The organism is Bradyrhizobium sp. CCBAU 21365 (genome assembly GCF_015291305.1).
Lineage (GTDB): Bacteria > Pseudomonadota > Alphaproteobacteria > Rhizobiales > Xanthobacteraceae > Bradyrhizobium > Bradyrhizobium elkanii.
Genome location: NZ_CP030036.1, coordinates 9,222,502 through 9,247,215, shown reverse-complemented (window position 1 = coordinate 9,247,215; position 24,714 = coordinate 9,222,502). Strand labels below are relative to the sequence as shown.

General features: G+C 65.1%; 23 protein-coding genes. 9 read left to right on the top strand and 14 right to left on the bottom strand.

Annotated features, from left to right (window positions below):
• Positions 1–3: 3 nt before the first annotated feature.
• Positions 4–966, top strand: a complete 963-nt coding sequence (locus XI02_RS43750) for an alpha/beta hydrolase (protein ID WP_172646392.1) — start codon at positions 4–6, stop codon at positions 964–966.
• Between the two features lie 117 nt (positions 967–1,083).
• Here XI02_RS43750 and XI02_RS43745 read toward each other — a convergent pair whose 3' ends face one another.
• The 4 genes from XI02_RS43745 to rpmB all read right to left on the bottom strand — a co-directional run bounded on the left by XI02_RS43745 (position 1,084) and on the right by rpmB (position 3,903).
• Positions 1,084–2,289: an ABC transporter substrate-binding protein gene (locus XI02_RS43745; protein ID WP_069280492.1), complete on the bottom strand. Its 1,206-nt coding sequence runs from the start codon at positions 2,287–2,289 to the stop codon at positions 1,084–1,086.
• Between the two features lie 271 nt (positions 2,290–2,560).
• A complete protein-coding gene (locus tag XI02_RS43740; protein ID WP_016843499.1) occupies positions 2,561–2,788 on the bottom strand; it encodes a hypothetical protein in 228 nt (75 codons plus the stop codon).
• Positions 2,789–3,142: 354 nt separating this feature from the next.
• Positions 3,143–3,340, bottom strand: coding sequence for a hypothetical protein (locus XI02_RS43735; protein ID WP_125459358.1), 198 nt, complete (start codon positions 3,338–3,340; stop codon positions 3,143–3,145).
• A 254-nt stretch (positions 3,341–3,594) separates the two neighbouring features.
• A complete protein-coding gene (gene rpmB / locus XI02_RS43730) occupies positions 3,595–3,903 on the bottom strand; it encodes a 50S ribosomal protein L28 (protein WP_016843498.1) in 309 nt (102 codons plus the stop codon).
• Between the two features lie 354 nt (positions 3,904–4,257).
• On the opposite strand from rpmB, the gene XI02_RS43725 reads away from it, so the two are divergent.
• The 6 genes from XI02_RS43725 to XI02_RS43700 all read left to right on the top strand — a co-directional run bounded on the left by XI02_RS43725 (position 4,258) and on the right by XI02_RS43700 (position 11,733).
• Complete coding sequence (locus XI02_RS43725) at positions 4,258–5,088, top strand: DUF3108 domain-containing protein (protein ID WP_172649000.1); 831 nt, start codon at positions 4,258–4,260, stop codon at positions 5,086–5,088.
• An 877-nt stretch (positions 5,089–5,965) separates the two neighbouring features.
• Positions 5,966–9,499, top strand: coding sequence for a helicase-related protein (locus XI02_RS43720; protein ID WP_194483343.1), 3,534 nt, complete (start codon positions 5,966–5,968; stop codon positions 9,497–9,499).
• 29 nt (positions 9,500–9,528) lie between these two features.
• Positions 9,529–9,813, top strand: coding sequence for an RNA-binding S4 domain-containing protein (locus tag XI02_RS43715; RefSeq protein ID WP_172646395.1), 285 nt, complete (start codon positions 9,529–9,531; stop codon positions 9,811–9,813).
• 136 nt (positions 9,814–9,949) lie between these two features.
• A complete protein-coding gene (gene fdxA / locus XI02_RS43710) occupies positions 9,950–10,288 on the top strand; it encodes a ferredoxin FdxA (protein WP_016844914.1) in 339 nt (112 codons plus the stop codon).
• Between the two features lie 411 nt (positions 10,289–10,699).
• Complete coding sequence (locus tag XI02_RS43705) at positions 10,700–11,506, top strand: CarD family transcriptional regulator (protein ID WP_018269166.1); 807 nt, start codon at positions 10,700–10,702, stop codon at positions 11,504–11,506.
• A gap of 14 nt (positions 11,507–11,520) precedes the next feature.
• Positions 11,521–11,733 (top strand): hypothetical protein, encoded by a 213-nt coding sequence (locus XI02_RS43700; protein ID WP_172646396.1) that lies wholly within the window; start codon positions 11,521–11,523, stop codon positions 11,731–11,733.
• Between the two features lie 111 nt (positions 11,734–11,844).
• Here XI02_RS43700 and XI02_RS43695 read toward each other — a convergent pair whose 3' ends face one another.
• The 7 genes from XI02_RS43695 to cyoA all read right to left on the bottom strand — a co-directional run bounded on the left by XI02_RS43695 (position 11,845) and on the right by cyoA (position 18,924).
• On the bottom strand, positions 11,845–12,381 hold the full coding sequence (locus XI02_RS43695) for a response regulator transcription factor (protein ID WP_018269164.1): 537 nt from the start codon (positions 12,379–12,381) through the stop codon (positions 11,845–11,847).
• Positions 12,371–13,756 carry an ATP-binding protein gene (locus XI02_RS43690; protein WP_172646397.1) on the bottom strand — a complete coding sequence of 462 codons (1,386 nt, stop codon included), beginning with the start codon at positions 13,754–13,756 and terminating at the stop codon, positions 12,371–12,373. Before XI02_RS43690 ends, XI02_RS43695 begins: the two co-directional genes overlap by 11 nt.
• The gene (locus XI02_RS43685; protein WP_172646398.1) at positions 13,728–14,534 is read right to left on the bottom strand and encodes an SURF1 family protein; all 807 of its coding nucleotides are present in this window, start codon (positions 14,532–14,534) and stop codon (positions 13,728–13,730) included. Before XI02_RS43685 ends, XI02_RS43690 begins: the two co-directional genes overlap by 29 nt.
• Before the next feature lie 194 nt (positions 14,535–14,728).
• On the bottom strand, positions 14,729–15,121 hold the full coding sequence (gene cyoD / locus XI02_RS43680) for a cytochrome o ubiquinol oxidase subunit IV (RefSeq protein ID WP_172646399.1): 393 nt from the start codon (positions 15,119–15,121) through the stop codon (positions 14,729–14,731).
• Positions 15,118–15,747 (bottom strand): cytochrome o ubiquinol oxidase subunit III, encoded by a 630-nt coding sequence (gene cyoC / locus XI02_RS43675; protein ID WP_069280487.1) that lies wholly within the window; start codon positions 15,745–15,747, stop codon positions 15,118–15,120. The genes cyoD and cyoC overlap by 4 nt, the downstream gene beginning before the upstream one ends.
• Positions 15,744–17,747, bottom strand: coding sequence for a cytochrome o ubiquinol oxidase subunit I (cyoB, locus tag XI02_RS43670; RefSeq protein WP_172646400.1), 2,004 nt, complete (start codon positions 17,745–17,747; stop codon positions 15,744–15,746). The genes cyoC and cyoB overlap by 4 nt, the downstream gene beginning before the upstream one ends.
• 10 nt (positions 17,748–17,757) lie before the next feature.
• A complete protein-coding gene (gene cyoA / locus XI02_RS43665) occupies positions 17,758–18,924 on the bottom strand; it encodes a ubiquinol oxidase subunit II (RefSeq protein ID WP_069280485.1) in 1,167 nt (388 codons plus the stop codon).
• A gap of 244 nt (positions 18,925–19,168) precedes the next feature.
• On the opposite strand from cyoA, the gene XI02_RS43660 reads away from it, so the two are divergent.
• On the top strand, positions 19,169–20,458 hold the full coding sequence (locus XI02_RS43660) for an MFS transporter (protein WP_172646401.1): 1,290 nt from the start codon (positions 19,169–19,171) through the stop codon (positions 20,456–20,458).
• Positions 20,459–20,633: 175 nt separating this feature from the next.
• On the opposite strand, the gene XI02_RS43655 is transcribed toward XI02_RS43660, so the two are convergent.
• Entirely contained in the window at positions 20,634–21,443 is an 810-nt protein-coding gene (locus tag XI02_RS43655; RefSeq protein ID WP_172646402.1) for a transporter, read from the bottom strand.
• 192 nt (positions 21,444–21,635) lie between these two features.
• Between XI02_RS43655 and XI02_RS43650 the strand changes: the two genes are divergently transcribed.
• A complete protein-coding gene (locus tag XI02_RS43650; RefSeq protein ID WP_172646403.1) occupies positions 21,636–22,037 on the top strand; it encodes a cytochrome c family protein in 402 nt (133 codons plus the stop codon).
• A gap of 173 nt (positions 22,038–22,210) precedes the next feature.
• Here the strand turns inward: XI02_RS43650 and XI02_RS43645 are convergent, their stop codons facing one another.
• Together XI02_RS43645 and XI02_RS43640 are read right to left on the bottom strand one after the other, a co-directional pair.
• The gene (locus XI02_RS43645) at positions 22,211–23,704 is read right to left on the bottom strand and encodes a M48 family metalloprotease (RefSeq protein WP_018269161.1); all 1,494 of its coding nucleotides are present in this window, start codon (positions 23,702–23,704) and stop codon (positions 22,211–22,213) included.
• A gap of 70 nt (positions 23,705–23,774) precedes the next feature.
• Complete coding sequence (locus tag XI02_RS43640; RefSeq protein WP_172646404.1) at positions 23,775–24,521, bottom strand: thermonuclease family protein; 747 nt, start codon at positions 24,519–24,521, stop codon at positions 23,775–23,777.
• Positions 24,522–24,714: the final 193 nt, after the last annotated feature.

The following is a 24,714-nucleotide window of genomic DNA, read 5'->3' as shown; positions in this document are numbered from 1 at the left end:
CCCATGCCGCTTCCGCTCGACCCCGTCATTGAGAAGATCATCCCGCTGCTGCCGCTGCGCGATCCCGACACCATGACACCGCAGAGCTGTCGCGACTCGTTGCGGGCGCTGGCGGAGGCGCGCAAGGCGGTGCCGCCGCCGCCGGTCGACGTGGCGCGCGATATCGAGGTGCAGGGTGCGGCCGGTAAGCTCGGCGCGCGGCTCTATCGCAACGGCCGCGGCACGGTGCCGACCGTGATCTTCTTCCACGGCGGCGGCTGGGTCGCCGGCGATCTCGAGACCCATGATCGCCAGGCCCGCAACCTCGTGATCGATACCGGCGCGGTGGTGATCTCGGTCGATTACCGCCAGCCGCCGGAGACGCGCTTTCCCGGCGCCTTCGAGGATGCCTTCGCCGCGATCCGCGATGTGGTCGCGCGGATCGGTGAATTCGGCGGCGATCTCGCCCGCATCGGCGTTGCCGGCGATTCCGCGGGCGGCAATCTCGCCGCCACCACGGCGCTGGCCTGCCGCGACGCCGGCATCAGGCTCGCCGGGCAGCTGCTGGTCTATCCCGTCGCCGACGTGGTCGGCAATTTTGCCGATGCCGCCGAGAACGCCAAATTTCCGTCACGCGCCGAGAATGCGGACGGCTACTTCCTGACGCGTGCGACGATGCAGTGGTTCTGCGGGCACTATCTCGCCGACAAGGCTGAGGGCGCCGACTGGCGCGTCTCGCCGCTGCGTGCGAAGAGCCTCAAAGGTGTGGCGCCGGCCGTCGTCACCACAGCCTGGTTCGACCCGCTGCGCGACGAGGGGCATGCCTATGCCAAGGCGTTGCAGGCGGCGGGCGTGCCGGTCGCGTATCATTCCGGCGAGGGGTTGATTCACGGCTACTTTGGTCTTGGCGATGCATCGGAGGCCGCACGCGCCGAGGCGCAACGTGCGCGGGCGGATTTCAAGGTGTTGCTGGAGCGGGGCGCGTAGCCTCCTCGTTGCACCGGCCGTTGTTGGCAGAGGGATTCTAACCTCCGCGTCGTCCCGGCGCAGGCCGGGCCTGCGCCGGGACGACGATGTGGGTAGTTCTGCGTTCAACAACGCCCCTTAATCATTCCCGATGGTATCGCCGAACAGCTGCCAGGTCTCGCCGTTGAACTTCTGCAGCCGCATCGCCTCGACCGGGAAGTAGTCGGTCGGCGAGGTCTTCACCTTGATGCCGGGCAGGAACATCGGCAGCGCGATGTCGAGATTGGCCGCCTGCTTCATGATGTTCTCATGGGTGAGGTCGTCGCCGCACTGCTTCAACACCTGCACCGTCGCCTCCGCCACCACATAGCCGTAGACGATCAGCTGGTCCTGCAGATTGCCGTCCGGAAAATATGTCTTCATGAAGTCCTGCCACGCGATTACGTCCTTATCGTCCTTCCATTGCGGATCGTTCGGATCCTTCAGCGAGTAGGACGAGATGATGTCCCTGGAATATTCGAAGCCGGCGGGCTTCAGCACCGAGGACACCGAGGTCGAGGTCGCGGCGAGGAAGAACAAATCCGGCTTCCAGCCGATCTCGCCGATCTTCTTGATCGCCTGCGCCGCCTGCTTGGGGATGGCGTGCATGAACAGCACGTTGGCACCGGATGATTTCAGCTTCACGATCTGGCTGTCGACCGTCGGATCGGTCGATTCATAGGTCGTCTCCGCCACCACCATCTTGGCGGTGTTCTCCGGCCCCAGCCCCTTCTTGAAGCCATTGCCGTAATCCTTGCCGGCGTCGTCATTCTGGTAGAACAGCGCGATCTTCGCGTCCGGCTTGTTGGTCAGCACATATTTGGCGTAGACCGCGGTCTCGGCCTGGTAGGACGGCTGGAAGCCGATCGTCCACGGATAATGCGCGTAATCGCCCCACAGCGTGGCGCCGGCGCCAACGAACAGCTGCGGCACCTTCTTGTCGTTGAGATATTTGCGCACGGCAAGGCCGGTCGGCGTGCCCAGCGGATTGAGGATCGCGGCGACCTCCTCCTGCTCCACCAGCTTGCGGGTCTGCTCCACCGTCTTCGGCGGCGAGTAGCCATCGTCGAGCGTGATCAGGTTGATCTTGCGCCCGTTCACGCCGCCCTGGTCGTTGATCATCTTGAAGTAGGCGGCCTGCGTCTTCGCGATCACGCTATAGGCCGACGCCGCGCCGGAGAATGGCGAGGTCTGTCCGAGCTTGATCTCGGTGTCGCTGGCGCCAGTGCCATATTTCTTGTCGGCGGCGTGTGCCTGCGTCGCGAGCGCGAGCGCGATGGCTGCCGTGACGGCCTTCCAGATCATCGTGAGCCTCCCTGTGGCTTTTTTGTTTTGTTCGCGAGGGAGAGCTTACGTTAGGTGACGAGCGCGCGGCTTGTGGCGAGACGCCAGGGCAGGGATGCGAAAATGCGGCGGGGTAGCAATAATTACCGTCGTCCCGGCGAAGGCCGGGACCCATTACCCCGGCTGCTTATTTGGTGCGAGGCTGGGGCAACATTCCGCGCGTAACCGCAAACGTTGGTGGTTATGGGTCCCGGCTTTCGCCGGGACGACGACGATGACGAGAAAGCGCCCCTTACCGGTAGCGCACGCTGCCGGTGGTGACCGGATCGGTCGGCAGCACGGTGGCGCCGGCTCTGCTGGCGGCGGCGGAGGTGATCATGCCGGGCTCGGCCGCGGCCTGCACATTGCGAGGTGGGTTGAATTCGAGGATGACGAGGGCGGCCGTGGCGAGCACCGCCACGGCGGCGGTTGCAATCGCAGGCACCAGTCTTCCGCGCGGATCGGCTGCGCGAACTTGCATCGAGAAATTCCTTTATCGGGGTCGTTCTTTGGACGTGACATAGGAACGGCCAGGCTTCTTCCCAAGAGTGCGGCGCACCTGCCTCACAATCAGTTGTGCTGGCCGTGATGTCCCTCACGGTGTTCGAGACGATGCGGCGTACCGCGTCGAATCGCATTCGTGTCGGACGGCTTGTTTGCACACTAATATCTGGAAGAGATCGTGGCGTTTTGCATGCGCCTCATGCGCTCGTGATGATGCGCAGTGATGTTGTGATTAATGGCCACGCGAGAAGCTCGCTTTACCTTTATTTATAGGGTTTCTTTGTCGGTCGGGGCGCGTGCGTTAAGCGTTTCTTCACGCACTCTCGATGCTTCAAGCAGAAGATTCGTGTGATGTGCGCGTGATGGAAGAGATGATGCCGCTGTCATTGGCGGCAGCTGTCAGCGGACTGTCGTAGTCATTAGCGACGCCGTCATGGCGACGCGACGAAGCAATCCATCTCTCCTCACGCAGGGCAATGGATGATTTTACTTCGTTCGTCATTGCGCAAAGAAGATTCCACTTCGCCATCGCGCCTCGATCGCGGTCTCATTTCAATTCTATTGCTTCGATACCAATTCGACGAAATGCACTGACGCGTCGCTTGACGCGAGTGCCCGCGTGTCGCTTTCCGAAATTGGTCCAGCGTTCACGACATCAATGTGCGACGGATGCAACCAGAGCGACCATCTCGGTAGCCAGTTTGTTGGCCAAGCAAAAACGGCCGGGTCATCCGACCCGGCCGTTCAAAACTCTCTCCGCGAATTCCGCGTGTGTGGCTTAGCTCAGCTTGCCTTCTTCACCGGCGCAGGCTTGCCGACCTTCTTCTCGATCGCGCGCTTCAGTTCGAGGGCGCGGGGCGAGAGCACGTCGGCCTTGGCCTTGAGCAAATAGGCATCGAGGCCGCCATTGTGGTCGACGCTCTTCAGCGCATTGGTCGAGACGCGCAGGCGCACATTGCGGCCGAGCGCTTCGGAGATGAAGGTGATGTTGGCCAGGTTCGGCAGGAAGCGCCGCTTGGTCTTGATGTTCGAGTGGCTCACCTTGTGGCCCGTCTGGGGGCCCTTGGCCGTCAGTTCGCAGCGCCGGGACATCTTACAAAATCCTTATTGCATCCCCGCCGCTCGAAGGGCGTGCAATCACACGGCCCGCGCGGGGGTTTTGAATTCGCGTCCATTTTCCAGGAACCGCGGGTGTATAGGGGGAGAATACCCGAGCGTCAAGATTATATCGCCGCATGCGGGGCACCGGAATTGCCGGTTCATAAGGTCTTCCAGCCACTTAACGGCGGATATGGCAACCATATAAAGGGCGTATTCGGCTGCAAGTCTAGGTTCCATACAAGATGCGCCTTGTTGTCCGGCCGAATTGAACGCCGAGATGGACAACGGATAGAGCGCCGATAGCAGGACCGTCAGGTAGGTTAAGTGACCACCGCCATTGCCATTTTGCCCCCGCTCGGCCGGCTGCTCGGCCTGTGCGCGGGCGCATTGCTGCTGTTCTGCGCCGAGCGCGCCAGCGCGCAGGGTCGGCTCGACGCCCAGTACGAGGCGACCCTGGCCGGTATCCCGGTCGGCAAGGGCAGCTGGACCATCGAAATCGGCGACGACACCTTCTCGGCCTCGGCCCAGGGCGGCACCGCAGGCCTGCTGAAGGCGTTTTCCGGCGGCTCGGGCGCGGGCGCCTCGCAGGGCCGCGTCGTCAACGGGGCGCTGGCGGCCTCCTCCTACACCGCGACCACCACCACCTCGAAGAAGTCGGAGACGATCCGGATGGTGCTGGCGAATGGCGGCATCAAGGAATCGGCGATCGAGCCGGAGCCGCCGGTCGATCCCGACCGGCTGCCGGTGACCGACGCGCAGAAGAAGAACGTGTTCGATCCGATGACCGGCTCGTTCCTGCGCGCACCCGGCAATGCCGAATTGATGAGCCCGGATATCTGCCGCAGCGGCGCCGGCATCTTCGACGGCCGCATGCGCTACGACCTCAAGCTCGATTTCAAGCGGGTCGAGATCGTCAAGGCCGAGCGCGGCTACCACGGCCCGGCGCTGGTCTGCGCGCTCTATTTCGTGCCGATCTCGGGCTACATCCCGGATCGCCCGGTGATCAAATATCTCGCCGCCCAGCGCAACATCGAGATCGCCTTCGTGCCGATCGCCGGCACCCGCCTGCTGGTGCCGTTCCGCATGACGATCCCGACCCCGCTCGGCCAGGCCATGCTGGAAGCGACCTCCTTCGTCACCACAGCCGCGCCGCCGCGCGTGGCGAAGACGCAGTAACCCCCTGTCGTAGCCCGGATAAGCGGAGCGCCATCCGGGGACAGTCGTCCCGCATATCGCTTCGCTCATGCGGGCTACGCGGTAGCCAGACCGTCACCCTGAGGAGGCCGCGTAGCGGCCGTCTCGAAGGGCGACGCCGCCGGCGGGGCCGTGCATCCTTCGAGGCTCGCTCCGCTCGCACCTCAGGATGACGGAACTGAAAAAGCGCGAGGAGTTCTTCCCTTCTCCCCTTGTGGGAGAACAAGAGATGAGGGTCTCTATCCGCGGAGACAGACCCCTCACCCGGCGCCTGCGGCGCCACCCTCTCCACAAGGGGAGGGGGTACTTCGGAGGCGCTACGCGGCGCGCGGAATGCAACGAACGTCACCGGAATCCAGTTGACTCTTGTCCGCTTCTGATTCGACTCGGTCACCCCTGGAACTTAAGGAATTCAGTCCGCATATCCTGTGCTTGTGGAGCCCTCTCAAACTTGATCTAGTGCCGCCGCCGTCAGCCTACCCGAGATGTTGCGGTGAACGTTTCGAGCCCGGAATGGAGTCAGCGATTCGGCCGCGATTCGTTCTAGACTCGTTCCAGAGCTTAAGCCGGGCGCGGAAAGCGTCGCATTGTGAGACAGATTTTGTGAAAGGACGCGTGAAGGCGTGAAGACCGGAGCGTCAATCTCTCACCGTCACCCTGAGGAGGCCGCGCAGCGGCCGTCTCGAAGGGCGACGGCCCTGCTGTCTCATCAAGATCGCCGCAAACGGATCGATCTCGGCCGTGCATCCTTCGAGACGCGCTGACGCGCTCCTCGCAGGTACAACGGCGAATTCGCCGTTGTACCTGGGATGACGGGATCGAGTATCCAGCCAACAAATTCAAGAAACATCTGCAAAACATGGCTTTCTCAACTTCGTTCGGAAATGACCGCGTGCCCGGTGCAGGCGTCACCGCGGTGCTCGGGCCGACCAACACCGGCAAGACGCATCTCGCCATCGAGCGCATGCTGGCGCATTCGTCGGGCTTGATCGGCCTGCCGCTGCGGCTGCTCGCGCGCGAGGTCTACAACAAGATCGCGGACCGCGCCGGCGTCGACAACGTCGCGCTGGTCACCGGCGAGGAGAAGATCAAGCCGAAGGCGCCGCGCTTCTGGGTCTCGACCGTGGAAGCGATGCCGCGCGATCTCGATGTGTCGTTCCTTGCGGTCGACGAGATCCAGATCGCCGCCGATCTCGAGCGCGGCCATGTGTTCACCGATCGCATCCTCAATCGCCGCGGCCGCGACGAGACGCTGCTGCTGGGCGCGGCGACGATGCGGCCGATGATCGAGCGGCTGCTGCCGGGCGCCTCGATCATCACGCGGCCGAGGCTGTCGCAGCTTGAATTCGCCGGCGACCGCAAGATCACGCGGCAGCCGCGCAGAACAGCAATTGTCGCGTTCTCGGCGGACGAGGTCTACGCGATCGCAGAATTGATCCGCCGCCAGCATGGCGGCGCGGCCGTGGTGCTCGGCTCGCTGTCGCCACGCACGCGCAATGCGCAGGTTGCGATGTTCCAGAACGGCGACGTCGATTACCTTGTCGCCACCGATGCGGTCGGCATGGGGCTCAATCTCGACGTCGATCACGTCGCCTTTGCCTCCGACCGCAAGTATGATGGCTATCAGTTCCGCCGCCTGACGCCGGCCGAATTCGCGCAGATCGCGGGCCGGGCCGGCCGCGCGACGCGCAACGGCACCTTCGGCACCACCGGGCGCTGCGCGCCGTTCGAGCCGGAGCTCGTCAACGCGCTGCAGAACCACACCTTCGACGCCGTCAAGGTGCTGCAATGGCGCAACGCGAAGTTGGACTTCGCCTCGCTCGGCGCGTTGCAGGTGTCGCTGGCGCTGACGCCCAATCATGAGGCACTGACGCGGGCCCCGGTGGCCGAGGATCTGCGTGTGCTCGAGCATGTCGCGCGCGACGCCGATGTGCGCGAATTGGCGCATGGGGCTAAAGCGGTCGAGCGGCTGTGGGAGGCCTGCCAGGTTCCGGACTACCGAAAGCTGTCGCCGGCCGCCCATGCCGAACTCGTGACCACGCTGTATGGCTTCCTGATGCAAAAGGGGCGTATCCCTGACGCATGGTTTGCCGCCCAGGTCGACCAGGCCAACCGGACCGATGGCGATATCGACACGCTATCGGGCCGGATCGCGCAGATCAGGACCTGGACCTTTGTTGCCAACCGGCCGGACTGGCTTTACGACCCGGACCACTGGCAGGGGATCACGCGCGAGCTCGAAAATAAATTATCCGATGCGCTGCATGAACGGCTCACGGAGCGTTTCGTTGACAGGCGGACCAGTGTATTGATGCGCCGCCTGCGGGAGAACTCAGTTTTGAATACGGAAATTGGCAAGACCGGTGAAGTGATCGTGGAAGGCCACGTGATCGGCCGGCTCGATGGTTTCACCTTCGCACCTGATGCGGCCGAGGCCGGCAGCGACGCCAAGGCGCTGCAAGCCGCCGCCCAGCAGGTGCTGGCGCGCGAGATCGATGCGCGCGCCGAGAAACTGGGCGCCGCGCCCGACGAGCAGTTCGTGCTGACCTCCGACGGCACCATCCGCTGGACCGGCGATGCGGTCGCCAAGCTGGTGGCCGCCGACGACGCGCTGCATCCGCGGCTGCGCATCATCTCCGACGAGCGGCTGACCGGCGCCTCACGCGAAGCGGTGCAGACCCGGCTCGATCTCTGGCTCAAGACGCATATCGAAAAGCTGCTCGGGCCGCTGTTTGAACTGTCCAAGGCCGAGGACCTGCAGGGCATCGCCCGCGGCATCGCCTTCCAGCTGGTCGAGGCGCTCGGCGTGCTGGAGCGCAGCAAGATCGCGGCCGAGATGAAGGATCTCGACCAGCCCTCGCGCGCGGCCTTGCGCAAATACGGCGTGCGGTTCGGCGCCTACCACATCTATTTCCCGCAGCTGCTGAAGCCCGCGGCGCGCTCGCTGGCCTCGCTGCTGTGGGCCGAGAAGCAGAGCAATGTCGACATGGCTGCGTTGTCGAATGTGCAGCATCTGGCGAGTAGCGGCCGCACCTCGTTCCCGGTCGACAAGCAGCTCGCCCGCGATGCCTATCGCGTGCTCGGCTATCGCCAGTGCGGCGAGCGCGCGGTGCGCGTCGACATCCTGGAGCGGCTCGCCGACCTGATCCGCCCGGCGCTCGCCTGGCGCGAGACCTCGCCGGGCGAGAAGCCCGCCGGTGCGTTCGATGGCCGCGGCTTTGTCGTGACGCAGGCGATGACCTCGCTGACCGGCTCCGCCGGCGAGGATTTTGCCTCGATCCTGCGCGCGCTCGGCTACCGCATGGACCGCCGTCCGCCGCTGCCGCCGAAGCCCGTTGAGGCCACACCAGCAGAGACCAGCGAGGCCGTCGCCGGGACCACCGAGGCCGTGGCCGGGACCACCGAGACGGTCGCTGCCGAGACGCCGCCGGTCGAGGCGACGTCCGACGCCGCCGTGGATGCGCCGGTCGGGGCCACTGCCGAGGTTGTGGCCGATGCGCCGGAGGCTGCCACGGATCAGCCGGTGTCCGGCGATCCCGCACCGTCGGCCGCGCTGCTGCCCGATGTCGGCTTTGCCGAGGTGGTGCCCAGCGAAGCGACGCCGGTCGTCGTCGAGACCAAGCCCGAGCCGGAGGCCGAAGTTGCCGCGGCGCCCGCCGCTGTCGCCGAAGAGCCCACTGCCGAGGCGCCCGCCGCGGAAGCGGCATCCGAGCCCGCGCCTGCCGCGGAAGCCACTGCCGAGACGCCGTCCGAGACCGCCACTGAGGCGGCCGCGGAGACCGCGGGTGCCGAGGCAGCACCGGCTGAAGCAGCTTCCGCCACCGCGGAGACGCCGGCCGAGCCGCAGCTGGTCGAAGTCTGGCGTCCCGGTGGCCGTTCCGACGAGCGCCGCCCGCATCATCGCGGCCATGATCGCAACCGCGGCCGTCATCAGGGCAAGCCCGCCGAGGGCGCGCAGGCTGCTGAAGGCGGCGGTGAGGGCGACAGCAAGCGCGAGCATCATCGCCGTCCGCGCCGTCACCAGGATTTCCGCACGCCGCGCCCGGGTGCGCCCGCGGATCCGGCTGCGACGCCCACCGAGGGCGCGCAGGCGCGCGACAACAGGGACGACAAGGGCCAGCGCCGCGAGCGCTTCGAAGGCAAAGGTCGCGATCGCGACAATGAGCGTCGCCGCGACAACAAGTTCGGCGGCGATCGCAAGGGCGAGCGCGGCGATCGTGACCGCGGCAGCCGCGATTTCGGCAAGGGCGGCCGCGACAAGCGCGAGGGCGGCCCGTCGCATCGCCCTTACGCCTCGAGCGCGCCGCGCGAGCGCGACCGGCCGATCGATCCGAATTCGCCATTCGCCAAGCTCGCTGCCCTGAAAGAGCAGCTCGCCGGCCGGAAGGAATAGTCCACCCTTGGTTTAACGCTTGGTCTAGTTTGGATCGACAGCGCCTCGACAAATGGCTGTGGCACGCGCGCCTGGTGAAGGCCCGCACCAGCGCGGCTGAACTCGTCGCGTCAGGTCATGTCCGCGTCAACGGCACGCGCGAGAAATCGCCGGGCCATCCGGTGAAGGCGGGTGATGTCGTCACCGTCGCGCTCGACAACAGCGTCCGCGTGCTGAAGGTAACAGGCTTTGCCGAGCGGCGCGGCGATGCCAGTTCGGCGCGTGTGCTGTACGAGGATTTGCAGGCCGGCAATTTGCAGGCCGGTAAGGAGTAGTTATCTAGCGCTTGCTATCTCAATTTGGGGTGGCAGGAGCGTGAGAATACTGGCGTTTTTCGAGGGCCGCTTCCCTTGCGGCCCCGGTATTCCTGCGCTACGCAACCCCAGAAAATCGATCGTTCCGGAGTTTTGGATGACCTACGTCGTCACTGAAGCCTGCATCAAGTGCAAATATACCGACTGCGTCGAGGTCTGCCCCGTCGATTGCTTCTACGAGGGCGAGAACATGCTGGTCATCCATCCCGACGAATGCATCGATTGCGGCGTGTGTGAGCCGGAATGCCCGGCGGACGCCATCAAGCCGGACACCGAGCCGGGGCTGGAGAAGTGGCTCGAGGTCAACCGCGACTACGCCAAGAGCTGGCCGAACATCACCCAGAAGAAGGACTCGCCCGAGGACGCCAAGGAGTGGGAAGGCAAGGAAGGCAAGTTCGAGAAATATTTTTCTCCGAATCCGGGCAGCGGCGACTGATTCGCCAGGGATTACCACGGTAAGGGTGGGCTTCAGTCCGCCGCGGCCCTCCGTTCGGCCGCCGATTTAACCCTAATGACGGACATATGACCTGAACGGCCCTTGTTATGCCCGGAATCGGGCGTAAATCATTGATTTTTGCGGAAAATGTGCTATATCTGACACATTACAGGCCAAGAACCCCCTGCCATGCGTACCTTATGGCTTCGAGGTTCCCGCAAACTCGAACAGGGGCGTGGCAGTTTCCGCGCGCAGGCTGTGTCACAGAAAACGCGTAAAAAGAGTGCTTCAAAGACGACGAAAAAAGCCGCTGTCGTTGCTCGCAGCGCAACCAAGGGCCGTGCCAAGGCGTCCGTGAAGGGGGCCAAGAAGGCGGCGGCTGCAAAGTCCTCAAAGAACAAAAGAAGCGTGATGCCAGAAAAGACTGCCAAGACTGCCGCGAAAGCGGCAGCTGCGAAGCCCGCTGCTCCCAAGGTCGCCCCCAAGCCTGCCGCGACCAAGACGGCTGCTGCGCCGAAGCCGGCCGCCCCGAAGACTGCCGTCCCCGCCGCTGCTCCGAAGGCCGCCGCCAAGCCGGCCGCCGCGCCGCGCCCCGAAGAGAAGAAGGTCGTGACCCAGCGCCAGGGCTTCAAGGCCAACGAATTCGTGGTCTATCCCGCTCACGGCGTCGGCCAGATCCTGGCGATCGAGGAGCAGGAGATCGCGGGCGCCAAGCTCGAACTGTTCGTGATCAATTTCATGAAGGACAAGATGACGCTGCGCGTCCCGACGGCGAAGGTCGCCAATGTCGGCATGCGCAAGCTGTCGGAGCCGGCGCTGGTCAAGAAGGCGCTGGAGACGCTGAAGGGCCGCGCCCGCGTCAAGCGCACCATGTGGTCGCGCCGCGCCCAGGAATATGAAGCGAAGATCAACTCGGGCGACATCGTCGCGATCGCCGAGGTGGTCCGCGATCTCTATCGTTCGGAATCGCAGCCCGAGCAGTCCTACTCTGAACGCCAGCTCTATGAAGCGGCGCTCGACCGTCTGTCGCGCGAGATCGCGGTCGTGCAGCACTCGACCGAGACCGAGGCGATCAAGGAGATCGAAGGCCAGCTCGCCAAGAGCCCGCGCCGCGGCGCCAAGGCCGAGTCCGCTGAAGGCGACGCCGAGGGCGATGCCGACGGTGAGGATCTCGACAACGATGGCGACGACACCGCCGTCGAGGACGAAGCCGCCTGAAAGGGTTCGACGGATTGAAAACAAAAGCCCGGTCGCAAGACCGGGCTTTTTGTTTTGGCGTCGAGCGGGCGGCTTCTGCTGCCGACGCGATGCAGCGGATCGCCGCCGCGATCATGGTCGCGTCGTCGGCATCATCCGCGCTGGGCTGGAAGAGGTTGTCGGCACTGCTCATGCCGCCGCTATACATCGGCGGCGAGGCGAACGGCAACGGCGCGCCGGATCCGTAGCCCGTAGCCCGGATGGAGCGCAGCGAAATCAGGGGCCGCTGCAACCGCCGATGAAGCCGTCCCGGATTGCGCTGCGCTCCATCCGGGCTACGGGTGCCAGCGGGGCCTGCGTTACTTCACCCGCTGCTTCTCGAGCTTGCGCGCCAGGGTGCGGCGGTGCATGCCAAGGCGGCGGGCGGCTTCCGAGATGTTGAAGTCGGTCTCGATCAGGGTCTGGTGGATGCGCTCCCATTCCAGCGTCTTGATCGAGGTCGGCCGCGCGCCGAGCTCGATGGCGGCGTTGCCGGCGGCCTTCTGGAACGCAGCCTCGATGTCGTCGGTGTTCGACGGCTTGGCCAGATAGTGGCAGGCGCCGAGCTTGATCGCCTCGACTGCGGTCGCGATGCTGGCAAATCCGGTCAGCACGACGATCAGCATCTCGGGATCGTGCGCGTGCAGCGCTTCGACGCAGGCAAGGCCCGATGCACCGCCGGCGAGCTTCAGGTCGACCACCGCATAGCCGGGCGACTGCTGCTCCAGCAGCTGGCGGACCTCGTCGAGCGAGGCCGACACCGCCACATCATAGCCGCGGCGCTCGAACGAGCGCTTCAGTGTGCGGGCGAAACCCGTATCGTCCTCGACGATCAGGAGCTGGCGTTCATCCGTCAAGATGGTCTCCGATCGCGAGCGTCGAGAGCGGCAGCTCGAGCCTGACCGCGGCGCCGATGTCCGGCCGGTTGCGCGCCGTCACCACGCCGCCGAGCTTGCGCACGACGTTGACCACCAGGAACAGGCCGAGGCCGCTGCCGGGGCTGCCCTTGGTCGATTGATACGGCTTGCCGATATGCGCCAGCATCTCGCGCGAGAAGCCCGGGCCGCGATCGGTCACCGACAGCACCAGCCGGTCGGCATTGCGCTCGGCGGTCAGCTCGATCCAGTCGCGCGAGACCTCGGCGGCGTTGTCGAGCACGTTGAAGATCGCCTGTTTGAGCGCGATGTCGGATACGATCGCAAGATCAGAGCCGAAGGCGTTGCGGAAATACAGCGTGGCCGACGGCCGCGTCGTCCGCCATTCTTCCACCAGCGCGGTCAGGAACGCCGCGACCGTGGTCGGCGAGGAGCCTTCGCCGCGGGCTTCGCCCGCCGACAGCAGGATGCCCGTGACGATCGACTTGCAGCGCTGCACCGAGATCTCCATCTCGCCGAGGTCTTGCGACATTTCAGGGTCGGAGGCGAGCGCGGGCATCCGGCGCCAGTCGCCCAGGATGACCGAGAGCGAGGCGAGCGGCGTGCCGAGCTCATGCGCGGCGCCGGAGGCCAGGAGGCCGATCCGGACGATGTGATCCTGCTCGGCGGCGTGCTGGCGCAGCGCCGCGAGGCGCAGGTCGCGATCGCGCAGATTGCGGTTGATCCGGGTCATGAACACCACGAGCAGCACGGCGTCGAGCACGAGGCCGATGAAGGTGCCGGCGATATAGAGGTTGAAGGCATCGGCGAAGCCATGCAGCGGCAGCTCCAGCGGCCGGAAATAGCTGGTCAGCCAGGCGAAGTTCATGCACACCAGCGCCACCAGCGACCAGGTCGAGGGCGCATCGAGCAGCACCGCGCCAAGTGTCACCTGCAGCAGATAGAGCGAGGTGAAGGGGTTGGTGGCGCCGCCGCTGAGATAGAGCAGTGCGGTCAGCGCCGCCACGTCGAGCGCCAGCGCGACCAGCAGCTCGCGGTTGTTGATGTCGGCGCGGTAGCGCAGCCACAGCAGGCTGACGACATTGAGTGCCACCAGCCCGGAGATCACGGCCGCCAAGGGCAGCAGCGGCAGTGCGACGCCCATCCAGAACTGCACGAAGCCGATGGTGGCGATCTGGCCGATCACGGCGATCCAGCGCAGCTGGACCAAGAGGGCCATGTTCTTGCGATTGGTCGCGATGTCGGCGGGCGCTGCGAGATCGAACGGCATGCCGGCGGCCGCGCCCGCCGCGGACGGCATCACCGCCGTGCCGGTCGCGGCCTTGTCGTCATGCAGATCCGATGTGCGCTCGAGCATCTGGGCCTGTGTCGCGAGACAGATTGCGGGCTGCGCCGATCAGGCGGCGCACGGCGGCGCGTCGTGAGTCCCACCTTGGATCGGAGGCGCCGGCGCGGCTCCTTCCGCTGATGACGCGCAGGAGCGCGCCCGCCAGCATAAGGGCCAGTGCGAACCATGTCAGCGCGTAAATCAGGTGGTTGTTCGGAAACCGCACGATCGTGAGCCCGCCGATTGGGTAGCCGCCCGGATTTGGCGTCGCATCGGCGTCGATGAAGAAGGGGGCTACGTGCGACAATCCGTGCACGGCGGCGATCGCGGCGACGTCGCGGGAATACCAGCGGCCGGCCGAAGCGTCGTTGCTGCGCAGGAAGCCGCCCTTCGGTTCCGACATCCGCAGCAGTCCGGTGACGCTGACAGCGCCCTGCGGCTCGCCATCGCGCCGCGTCGCGGGATCGCGCCTGTCAGGGGAAACAAAACCGCGGTTGACCAGCACGGTGGTTCCGTCGTCCGCTTGCAGCGGGGTCAGTACCCAGAAGCCGGGGCCCTCGGCCGTGACGGCCTGCACCAGCGTTTCATCGGCGTTGAGGAACGTGCCGCGTACGGTGACGCGGCGGTATTCATCGCTCGCGGCCGTGACGGACGGCCATGACGATGGGGGCGGCGGCGCGACCGGCGCCGCATGCTGGCGCTGCTCGACCCGCTCGATCAGCGCCAGCTTCCAGCTCCTGCGTTCGACCTGCCAGACGCCGAGCGCGCCCAGCAGCACCACGCCCAGCATGCCGAGCGTGAGCAGCACATAGCGACGGAGAGTAAAGTTGCGGCCGCGTCGGGACTGCGCTCCCTCCCCCGCTTGCGGGGGAGGGTTGGGGTGGGGGTGTCGCCGCGAGTCGGACCGTTCGGAATGGAGACAGCCCCCACCCGCCGCGCTACGCGCGTCGACCTCCCCCGCAAGCGGGAGAGGTGAAGAGGGGCCTACGGCACCCCGCATCGTCACGGCATCTGGCTCATGTCGTGCACCGGCATCATGTTGATGTTGAGGTGGTGCATGACCCACAGCGAGCCGGTCAGCGCGATCACCACCATGACCACGGTGAAGATCATCGCCATCATGGTCCAGCCGTTCTCGGACCGCGTGTTCATATGCAGGAAGTACACCATGTGCACGACGATCTGCACCGCGGCGAGCACCAGCACGATCAGCGCGGTGACCTGCTTGTCGGCGACGGCACCGGTCATCACCAGCCAGAACGGCACCGCGGTGAGGACGACGGAGAGACCGAAGCCGATCAGATAACTCTGCAGCGAGCCATGGGATGCCCCGCCGTGAGCGTCGTGGCCGTGCCCGCCGGCGTTGGCTTCGAGAGCGTGAACTTCTTTTGTCATCGCAGCATTCCCAGGAGATAGACGAAGGTGAAGACGCCGATCCAGACCACGTCGAGGAAGTGCCAGAACATCGAGAGGCACATCAGACGGCGCCGGTTGGCTTCGGTGAGGCCGAAGCGCGCGGTCTGCACCATCAGCGTCACCAGCCAGACGAGGCCGAAAGTGACGTGCAGGCCGTGGGTGCCGACCAGCGTGAAGAACGACGACAGGAAGGCGCTGCGCTGGGGCGTCGCACCCTCATGGATCATGTGCGCGAACTCGGTGAGCTCGATGCCGAGGAAGGCGAGGCCGAACAGCCCGGTGATGGCGAGCCAGAGCTGGGTCGCCCTGATCCTCGATTTCTCCATCGTCAGCATGGCAAAGCCATAGGTGATCGAGGAGAGCAGCAGCATCGTCGTGTTGAGCGCGACCAGCTTGAGGTCGAACAGATCCTTCGGTGCCGGTCCGGCGGCATAGTTGCCGCCGAGCACGCCATAGGTCGCAAACAGCATCGCGAAGATGAGGCAATCGCTCATCAGGTAGATCCAGAAGCCCAGCATGGTGCTGGCGCCTTCCGGATGATCATGCTCGTCGATGACGTGGAAGACCGGCTCGGAGTCCTGTGTGGTTATGATTGCAACGCTCATGTCCGGGCTCCCGCGGCAAGCACGCGTGTCCGCGCGTCTTCAGTCCGCACCACCTCATCCGCCGGGATGTGGAAGTCGCGGTGATAGTTGAAGGTGTGGCCGATCGCGACCGCGAGCAGCGCAACGAAGCTGACGGCGGCGAGCCACCAGATGTACCAGATCAGGCCGAACCCCATCACCGTCGCAAGTCCGGCGAGGATGATGCCGGTGCCGGTGTTGGACGGCATGTGGATCGGCTTGAAGCCGGTCAGCGGGCGCCTGTAGCCGCGGCGCTTCATGTCCCACCAGGCGTCGTTGTCGTAGACCACGGGCGTGAATGCGAAGTTGTAGTCCGGCGGCGGCGAGGAGGTCGCCCATTCCAGCGTCCGCGCGTTCCAGGGATCGCCGGTGGTGTCCTTCAGCTGCTCGCGGCGCAGAATGCTGAACGCGAACTGCACCAGCATCGCGACGATGCCGAGCAGGATCAGGAAGGCGCCGAAGCCCGCGATGATGAACCAGATCTGCAGACTGGGATCGTCAAACACGCGGAGCCTTCGGGTCACGCCCATCAGGCCGAGCACGTAGAGCGGCATGAAGGCGAAGTAGAAGCCCGAGACCCAGAACCAGAACGACAGCTTGCCCCAGAACGGATCGAGCCTGAAGCCGAACGCCTTCGGGAACCAGTAGTTGATGCCGGCGAACAGGCCGAACAGCACGCCGCCGATGATCACGTTGTGGAAATGCGCGATCAGGAACAGGCTGTTATGCAGCACGAAATCGGCCGGCGGCACCGCCAGCAGCACGCCGGTCATGCCGCCGATCACGAAGGTCAGCATGAATGCCACCGTCCACATCATCGGCAGCTCGAAGCGGATGCGGCCGCGATACATCGTGAACAGCCAGTTGAACATCTTCGCGCCGGTCGGGATCGAGATGATCATCGTGGTGATGCCGAAGAACGAGTTCACGCTGGCGCCGGAGCCCATCGTGAAGAAGTGATGCAGCCAGACCAGGTAGGACAGGATGGTGATGACGACGGTCGCGTAGACCATCGAGGTGTAGCCGAACAATCGCTTGCCGGAGAACGTCGCGGTCACCTCGGAGAAGATGCCGAACGCCGGCAGCACCAGGATGTAGACCTCGGGGTGGCCCCAGATCCAGATCAGGTTCACGTACATCATCGGGTTGCCGCCGAAGTCGTTCGTGAAGAAGTTGGTGCCGATGTAACGGTCGAGCGACAGCAGCGCCAGCACCGCCGTCAGCACCGGGAAGGAGGCGACGATCAGGACGTTGGTGCAGAGCGAGGTCCAGGTGAACACCGGCATCTTCATCATCGTCATGCCCGGCGCGCGCAGCTTGACGATGGTGCAGATCAGGTTGATGCCCGATAGCGTCGTGCCGACGCCGGCGACCTGTAGTCCCCATATGTAATAGTCGACGCCGACATCAGGACTGTAGCCGATATTCGACAGCGGCGGGTAGGCGAGCCAGCCGGTGCGGGCGAATTCGCCGACGAACAGCGACATCATCACCAGCACGGCGCCGCCGACCGTCATCCAGAAGCTGAAATTGTTGAGGAACGGGAAGGAGACGTCGCGGGCGCCGATCTGCAGCGGCACCACATAGTTCATCAGGCCGGTCACCAGCGGCATCGCCACGAAGAAGATCATGATCACGCCGTGCGCGGTGAAGATCTGGTCGTAGTGATGGGCCGGCAGATAACCGTCGGAGCCGCCAAACGCGATCGCCTGCTGCAGCCGCATCATCAGCGCGTCCGCGAAGCCGCGCAGCAGCATCACGATGCCGAGGATCATGTACATGATGCCGATGCGCTTGTGGTCCACGGTGGTGAACCACTCGCGCCACAGATAGGTCCAGAGCCGGAAGTAGGTGACGATCGCGAACAGCGCGAGGCCGCCGGTTGCCACCACCGCGAAAGTGCCGACCAGGATCGGCTCATGGATCGGCAGCGCCTCCAGATTGAGGCGGCCGAAGACCATCTTGACGAGATCGGGATTCATGCGGTCCTCCTCAGGACTCTGATTTCGGACGCTGACCGAGCAGCAGGGATGTCGATGACGGATGCGCGGGCGAGAACGGCGGGCGCTTCAGCCCGAAGCCGCGCAGCGGCGTCAGGTCGAGCGGCGCGGTGACCTCGTGCGACGGCGCGTCCTTGATCTCGTCCATCGAGCAGATGCCGGCGACGAAGGTCGGCTCAGAGCCGAGCGGCGCGCCGCGGCGGGCGTATTTGTCGTAGGTCAGCGGCAGCGTGTTGTTGAAGCCTTCGCGGCCGAGGCCGCCCTTGGCGTCGATCGCCATCATCTCGCTCATGCACATCTTGCCGGGCTCGACGCACATGTTGAGGATCGCCTTGTAGAGATCGCGGTCGACCGAGCGGTAGAGCCGCACCGGATCGTTCTGGCTCGGACGCTCAAGCTGCAGATAGTCGGTGCGGCCGAGCATGTTGGCGCTGGTCTTGGCGGTGGCGATCCACTTGTCGAAATCGGCGCTCGACAGGCTCTTGAAGTCGAAGTGCATGCCGGAGAAGCCGGCGCCGCTGTAATTGGCGGAGAAGCCGCGATAGGTGCCTTCCTTGTTGGCGACCGCGTGCAGCTTGGTCTCCATGCCGGGCATCGCGTAGATCTGGCCGGCGAGCGCGGGGATGTAGAATGAGTTCATCACGGACGACGCCGTGATGCGGAAGCGGATCGGGCGGTCGACCGGAGCCGCGAGCTCGTTGACGGCGGCGACGCCGTAATCCGGGTAGATGAACAGCCACTTCCAATCGAGCGCGACCACCTCGACATTGAGCGGGGCGTCCTTGCTCTCGATCGGCTTGTCGGCGGCGATGCGGCCGAGCGAGCGGTAGGGATCGAGCAGATGCGTGCCCATCCAGGTCAGCGCGCCGAGGCAGATGATGATCAGCAGCGGCGCCGACCAGATCACGAGCTCGAGCTGGGTGGAGTGATCCCACTCCGGCTCATAGGGGGCCGCGGCGTTGGACTGGCGGTAGCGCCAGGCGAAGAAGACGGTCAGCGCCATCACCGGAAGCACGATGATGAGCATCAGGACGGTCGAGATGACGACGAGGTCGCGCTGCTGCGCGGCGATGTCGCCGGCAGGGGCCAGGACGACGAAATCGCACCCGCCAAGGAGCGCCGCGAACGGCAATAAGGCCAATAATTTCAAGGCGCGCACGGCTCACCCCACTGGAATTTTATGAGTTCCGCCAAGGGGTAGCTGCGATGCAGCAAAGTTCACATTGGACAATTTGTCCAATGTTGCACTGCGGGATGAGAGATCAGAAGGTGAGGTGGACCGCGTGGCAATCTGCCCGTGGCCTCAATCTCTTGCTTGAGCATGATCGATTCGGGAAACCGGCTCCGCTTTTCCGGATCATGCTCCAAAGGACGGTTCTCCGGCGATGGCACAAGCCCCAGCAATGGCTCACGGCACCCCGACCGCATCAGGTCACGCGCAGGCGAAACCCGGCGATATCGCCATTGGCGTCATCATCGGACGCACGTCGGAATTCTTCGACTTCTTCGTCTATGCGATCGCCTCGGTCATCGTGTTTCCGAAGCTGGTGTTTCCGTTCGTCAATGAACTGACCGGCACGCTCTATTCGTTCGGTATCTTCGCGCTGGCCTTCGCCGCGCGGCCGCTCGGCACCGTGATCTTCATGGCGGTCGACCGCCGCCACGGCAAGGGCGCCAAGCTCGTCATCGCGCTGTTCCTGCTCGGCACCGCCACGGTCGCGCTCGCCTTCCTGCCCGGCTACGACACGATCGGCGTCGCGGCGATCTGGCTGCTGGCCGCCGCGCGCGTGCTGCAGGGCATCGCCTGGGGCGGCGCCTGGGACGGTCTTGCCTCGCTGCTCGCGATGAATTCGCCGGCGCATCGCCGCGGCTGGTACGCGATGGTGCCGCAGCTCGGCGCGCCGCTCGGGCTGATCGTGGCCAGCGCGCTGTTCGCCTTCTTCGCCGGCAACCTCTCGGCGGATGATTTCTTCGACTGGGGCTGGCGCTATCCGTTCTTCGTCGCCTTCGCCATCAACGTGGTGGCGCTGTTCGCGCGGCTGCGCATGGTGGCGACGGATGAATATTCCGAGCTGTTCGAAAGCCGCGATCTCGAGCCGGCACGGGTCGGCGAGACCGTCGCGCAGGAGGGCCGCAACATCCTGCTCGGCGCTTTCGCGCCGCTGGCGAGTTTTGCGCTGTTCCACATGGTCACGGTGTTTCCGCTGTCCTGGGTGTTCCTGTTCACCAAGGAAAGCCCGGTGCGCTTCCTGATCATCGAGATGATCGGCGCGATGGTCGGCGTCGTCGCGATCGTCGCCTCCGGCATGATCGCCGACCGCGTCGGCCGCAAGCCGCTGCTGCTGGGCTCGGCGGTCGCGATCGCGGTGTATAGCGGCTTCGCGCCGCAGCTGCTCGACGCCGGCGCGTTCGGCGAGACCGTCTATATGGTGCTCGGCTTCGTGCTGCTCGGCCTGTCGTTCGGCCAGTCATCGGGCGCGATCGCCTCGAGCTTCGCGCGCAACTATCGCTACACGGCCTCGGCACTGACCTCGGATTTCGCCTGGCTGTTCGGCGCCGGCTTTGCGCCGCTCGCGGCGCTGCTGCTGGCGACGCATTTCGGCCTGATCTCGGCGGGCGCCTACCTTCTGTCGGGCGCGGTGTGGACGCTGCTGGCGCTGTGGCTGAGCGGATTGCGCGAAGCCGAGGGTTGAACTCTTCTCCTTCCCCCTGAAAGGGGGAAGGTCGGGATGGGGGTCTGCCGCACGCGCAGGCGTGTGTGGAGAGACAAGATCCCCACCCGCTTTGCTCTGGCGAGCAAAGCGACCTCCCCTTTTCAAGGGGAGGTGGATAGGCCTCGCGGATGGTGCCCGATACCCATCTCCATCCTCAGCGAAACAGCCCGTCGACGCGGAACGAATACCCCACGCCGACGATGGTGTTCGGCGAGTTGCGGTTGAGTCCGAACGCGACATGGAAGTCGACCTGCTGGGTCGGCGTGATCCGGTACAGGCCGCCGGAGTTGATGAGCTGGGTCGGCCGCGCGCCGTCGGGATAGTCGCCGACATATTCGGTGAACACGCTGATCCGCTCGGTCAGCTTCTTCTCGATCACGAAGGTCGCTTCCGACATGTGCCGGCCGGTCAGTTCGGCAGGGCGGAAGAATTCGGTGAACATGCCGCTGACGCCCCAGCCGTCATGCAGCTCCCATGACCACGGCAATTGGACATAGGGCTGCGCGCCGCGCCCGGCGATTTCGGCTGCGCCCGTCGGCAGCGCGACGCCGGCCGTGATCGAGAGGTCGATCTTCCCCGGCAACGGGCTGATCTGCCATTTGATCCCCGGCGCGACGTCGGAAAAGCCCGAGGCGCCGGGCGACTTCACAGTGCTGACATAGCTCGGCAGGTCGACCAGCACTTCGAGGCAGGGCGCAATCCCAAGCCGCCAGCGGCTGTTGCTGCCGTCGATGCTGCGACCACTGCTGCGGCCGGTCAGGTTGATGCCGTTCTCGTTCTGCAGGCTCCCGACCGGCACGACGATACTCGAATTGGTGACGTCGGGCCGGTCGGTCGCGATTTCGTCGCTCGGCTTGGGACAGCCGTCCGCGCGCGCGGCGGTGGCTGCTGCGAGCGTGAGCGCAGCAAGCACGCACCCGAGTTCGGCAAGTCGAGCGACGGCGCCGAACCGATTCTGAAACACTGGGGATGCTCCAATAGCCCGGCGCCGCTGCGGAGGTGGCAGCTTCGATAGAGATCGGCGGCGCGCGGAGAAATTCCCGGCTGGCTCAAAAATCTTCGTCAGTCGCCGGCCGCGCGAAGCGCACGGCATTTCAGGGAATAGAATGGTAGCATGGCTGCTCCTGTTGTGGTGGCAAACAGGAGAGCCCCGGGAATGACCATTCGTTCGATCGCAGGCGTGCTGGCGCCGCGGCAAGCCAAAATTGCCGCGATGGCGGCGATCGCGATTCTGCTCGCCGTGAACAGCGCCCGTGCCGCCGGAGATGCGGCGCGCGGCGCCACGCTGTACCAGGGCTGCGGCGATTGCCATTTGATCGAGAAGAACGACGTCGGCCCGATGCACAGGGGCGTGGTGGGCCGGCTTGCCGGCTCCGTCGCGGGCTACAATTACTCGGACGCGCTGAAGAATTCGAAGATCGTGTGGACCGAGGAGAATCTCGACAAATGGCTCACCGGTCCGGACGCCATGGTTCCCGGCACCAAGATGTTCTACGAGGTTCAGGATCCGAAGGACCGCGCCGACATCATCGCCTTCCTCAAGGAGAAGGCGAAGTAGAGCGCTCTCTCCACGTCGTCCCTGGGGAAGCAGGGACCCATGATCACTGGAATATGTTGTTAGGGCGCGCTGTGGCCCCAGCTTTTTTCAATCAATCGATAGCTGTGGTTATAGGTCCCGGCCTTCGCCGGGACGACAGCGGTAGTGAGGCGCGAGCGCGACGCCTCGCAGCCTCAATCCACCACGATCTTGACGCGGTCGCGCGGCTTCACCTGGGCATGGGCGTCGAGACCGTTGAGCACGCGGAAGCGCTCGGCCGGGTGATCGACGCCGGACATGCGGTGCGACAGCGATTCCACGGTGTCGCCGGGCTGCACGTTGATGACCTTGATGCGCAGCGGGCGCGCGGCCTGGATCTCGTCGAGCGTCAGGCGGCGGAACGAATTGACGGTCTCGCGCGCGTTGCGCTCGCTCTCGGTGGACTTCTGCTTGGCGGCGAAGATGAAGCGGTAGACGTCGCTGCCGAAGCGCAGCGCGTAGACCTTGAATTGCCACTGGTCGCCATGCGCGGTGGCCGACGCCGCCGGAAAGCCGTTGATGTTGAGGTCCTCGGTCGAGGACTTCTCGACGCCTTCCATCCAGCCCGAGTTCAGGTAGTCGCCGAGCGACTGCTCGGCCGGCACCCGCACCACGTCGAAGCGCATCGCCTGGCTGCCGCCCTCGCGCACGCCGATCACCGCCTGCGCGGTGTTGTCGAGCGTGAAATTGTCGGGCGCGGTGAAGGTGAAGCCGAGCTTCGGATGCAGGAAGCGGCGGCCGCGCACGAAGCCTTCGCTGGGATCCTCGCCATAGACGATGTTGTCGATCGCGGCGAGATAGGTCTCGCGGTCGCGCTCGTTGCTCTCGGGCGACGAGTATTGCCGTGCGGTGGTCTGCGCGTTGTTGATGCGCTCGGGCGTTGCCGGATGCGACGAGGTGAAGTCCTGCGCGCGCGGATCGAGCGCGGTCTTGCCGATCTTGAGCGCGGCATTGCGCTCCATCGCGGTCAGGAAGCGCGCCGCGCCGTAGGGATCGAAATGTGCGCGCGCGGCGATCCCGACGCCGATGCCGTCGGCCTCGAACTCCTGCTGGCGCGAGAAGCTCGCCATCGTCAGCTTGGTCTTGGCGAGCGCCAGCGCGGTGAGATCGGGATCGGTGCTCATGTCGGTGACGACGCGCGTCACCACCGCCGCCTGGCGGGCCTGGTCCTCGCGCATCGCCGCGTGCTTGGCGAGCACATGCGCCATCTCGTGGCTCAGCACCGAGGAGAGCTCGGAGGTGTCGCTGGCGAGCGCAATCAGGCCGCGCGTGACATAGAGCTGGCCGGTCGGCAGCGCGAAGGCGTTGACCGCGCCGGAATTGAGGATCGTGACCTTGTAGGCCTGGTCGGGCCGTTCGGAGGCGGCGACCAGCCGCTCCACGGTCTTGCTGATCAGGGCCTCGAGCTTCGGGTCGTCATAGGCGCCGCCATAGGACGACAGGATGCGCTCATGCTCGCGCTCGCTCGTGGGCGTCTGCTGCACCACGCGGTTCGGCTTCACCGGCGCCGCCGCTGCCGTCGGCGTGGCCTGCTCGAACCGGCCGATATTGCCGCAGGCCGATAGCGTCAGGGCGGCGCAAACGAGCGCCGGCGCAGCCGAAAGGCGGCGGCCAGTCCCCTTTTCACGCCGTCCTGCGCGCTCAATCACGTCAAAAACTCACAAATTGTCCCGTAAAAAGACCGGGGCAGGGCCCTTGGGTTTCTTGAGTCCCTTGGGCCTAGTTCCCGCCGAGCACTTCAAGCTGCCCCACCCGGAGCAGTTCGATTCGCGGCCCACGTCGTGCTTCCACCCAGCCTCGTACACGAATCTTACGATTTTCCAGAGACTTGGGCGCAAGCCCGGCCGCCTCGAACGCAGGGACTATGCGCCTTGAAATAGTCACAGCAAAGTCCCGTGTCCAGTTTCGGCCGAAATTCAGGTAGGTCGTCGCCCCGGCCTGACGCACGGACAAAACCCTGCCCTCGACCACCGTAAAGCGCCCGATCCCGGCCAAAATATCGTCCGGACTTTCGGCGTTTTTTATGACGGTGGCCTCGGCCCAGGTTCCCGATCGGGCGGCCCTGGCCTCGGCCTCGGCCGCCATCAGCGCCGTGGCGCAGTCCTTGTCGGCGACTTCGGATGACGCCAGCGCGAGACCCTGGCGCAGCAGCTCGCTTTGCACGGGCTTTTCGCTGCCTTCGAGGAATGCGTAGGCCGGCTGCCGGCCGTAGCGGTCCGGCGTGTCGTCCTGTCCGCGCAGCGTCACCTCGCGGCCGACCAAAAGCGCCGTCAGCGCTGCCGTGGCTTTCGTCTTGTCGGCCACCTCGATACCGGCGAGCTTGACCTCGCGGCCGTCGTCGAGCCGAAGGCTGCGCGTATCAACGACAGCTGCGACGCGACCCTCGCCCTGAATCTCGAAATTGCAGCCAGTCGCTTCGGCGCGTCCGATGCACGTGCCGATCGCAAGGGCGCATGCTGTCATCATCACCGCCCGCGGACGGCGACGCCATGCTCTATCGCGTGGAGGCGTCATGCGGCACTCGTCACTCCGGCGCGCTCCGTTCGGAGCGTGGTCGCCAACAAGGACAGTCTGACGGAAAGATCGCTTCGGAGCCACCACAAGCAAAGCGAGATCGCATCGAAGAATGCCATCGTTGATTCGGTGGACAATTTTTCTG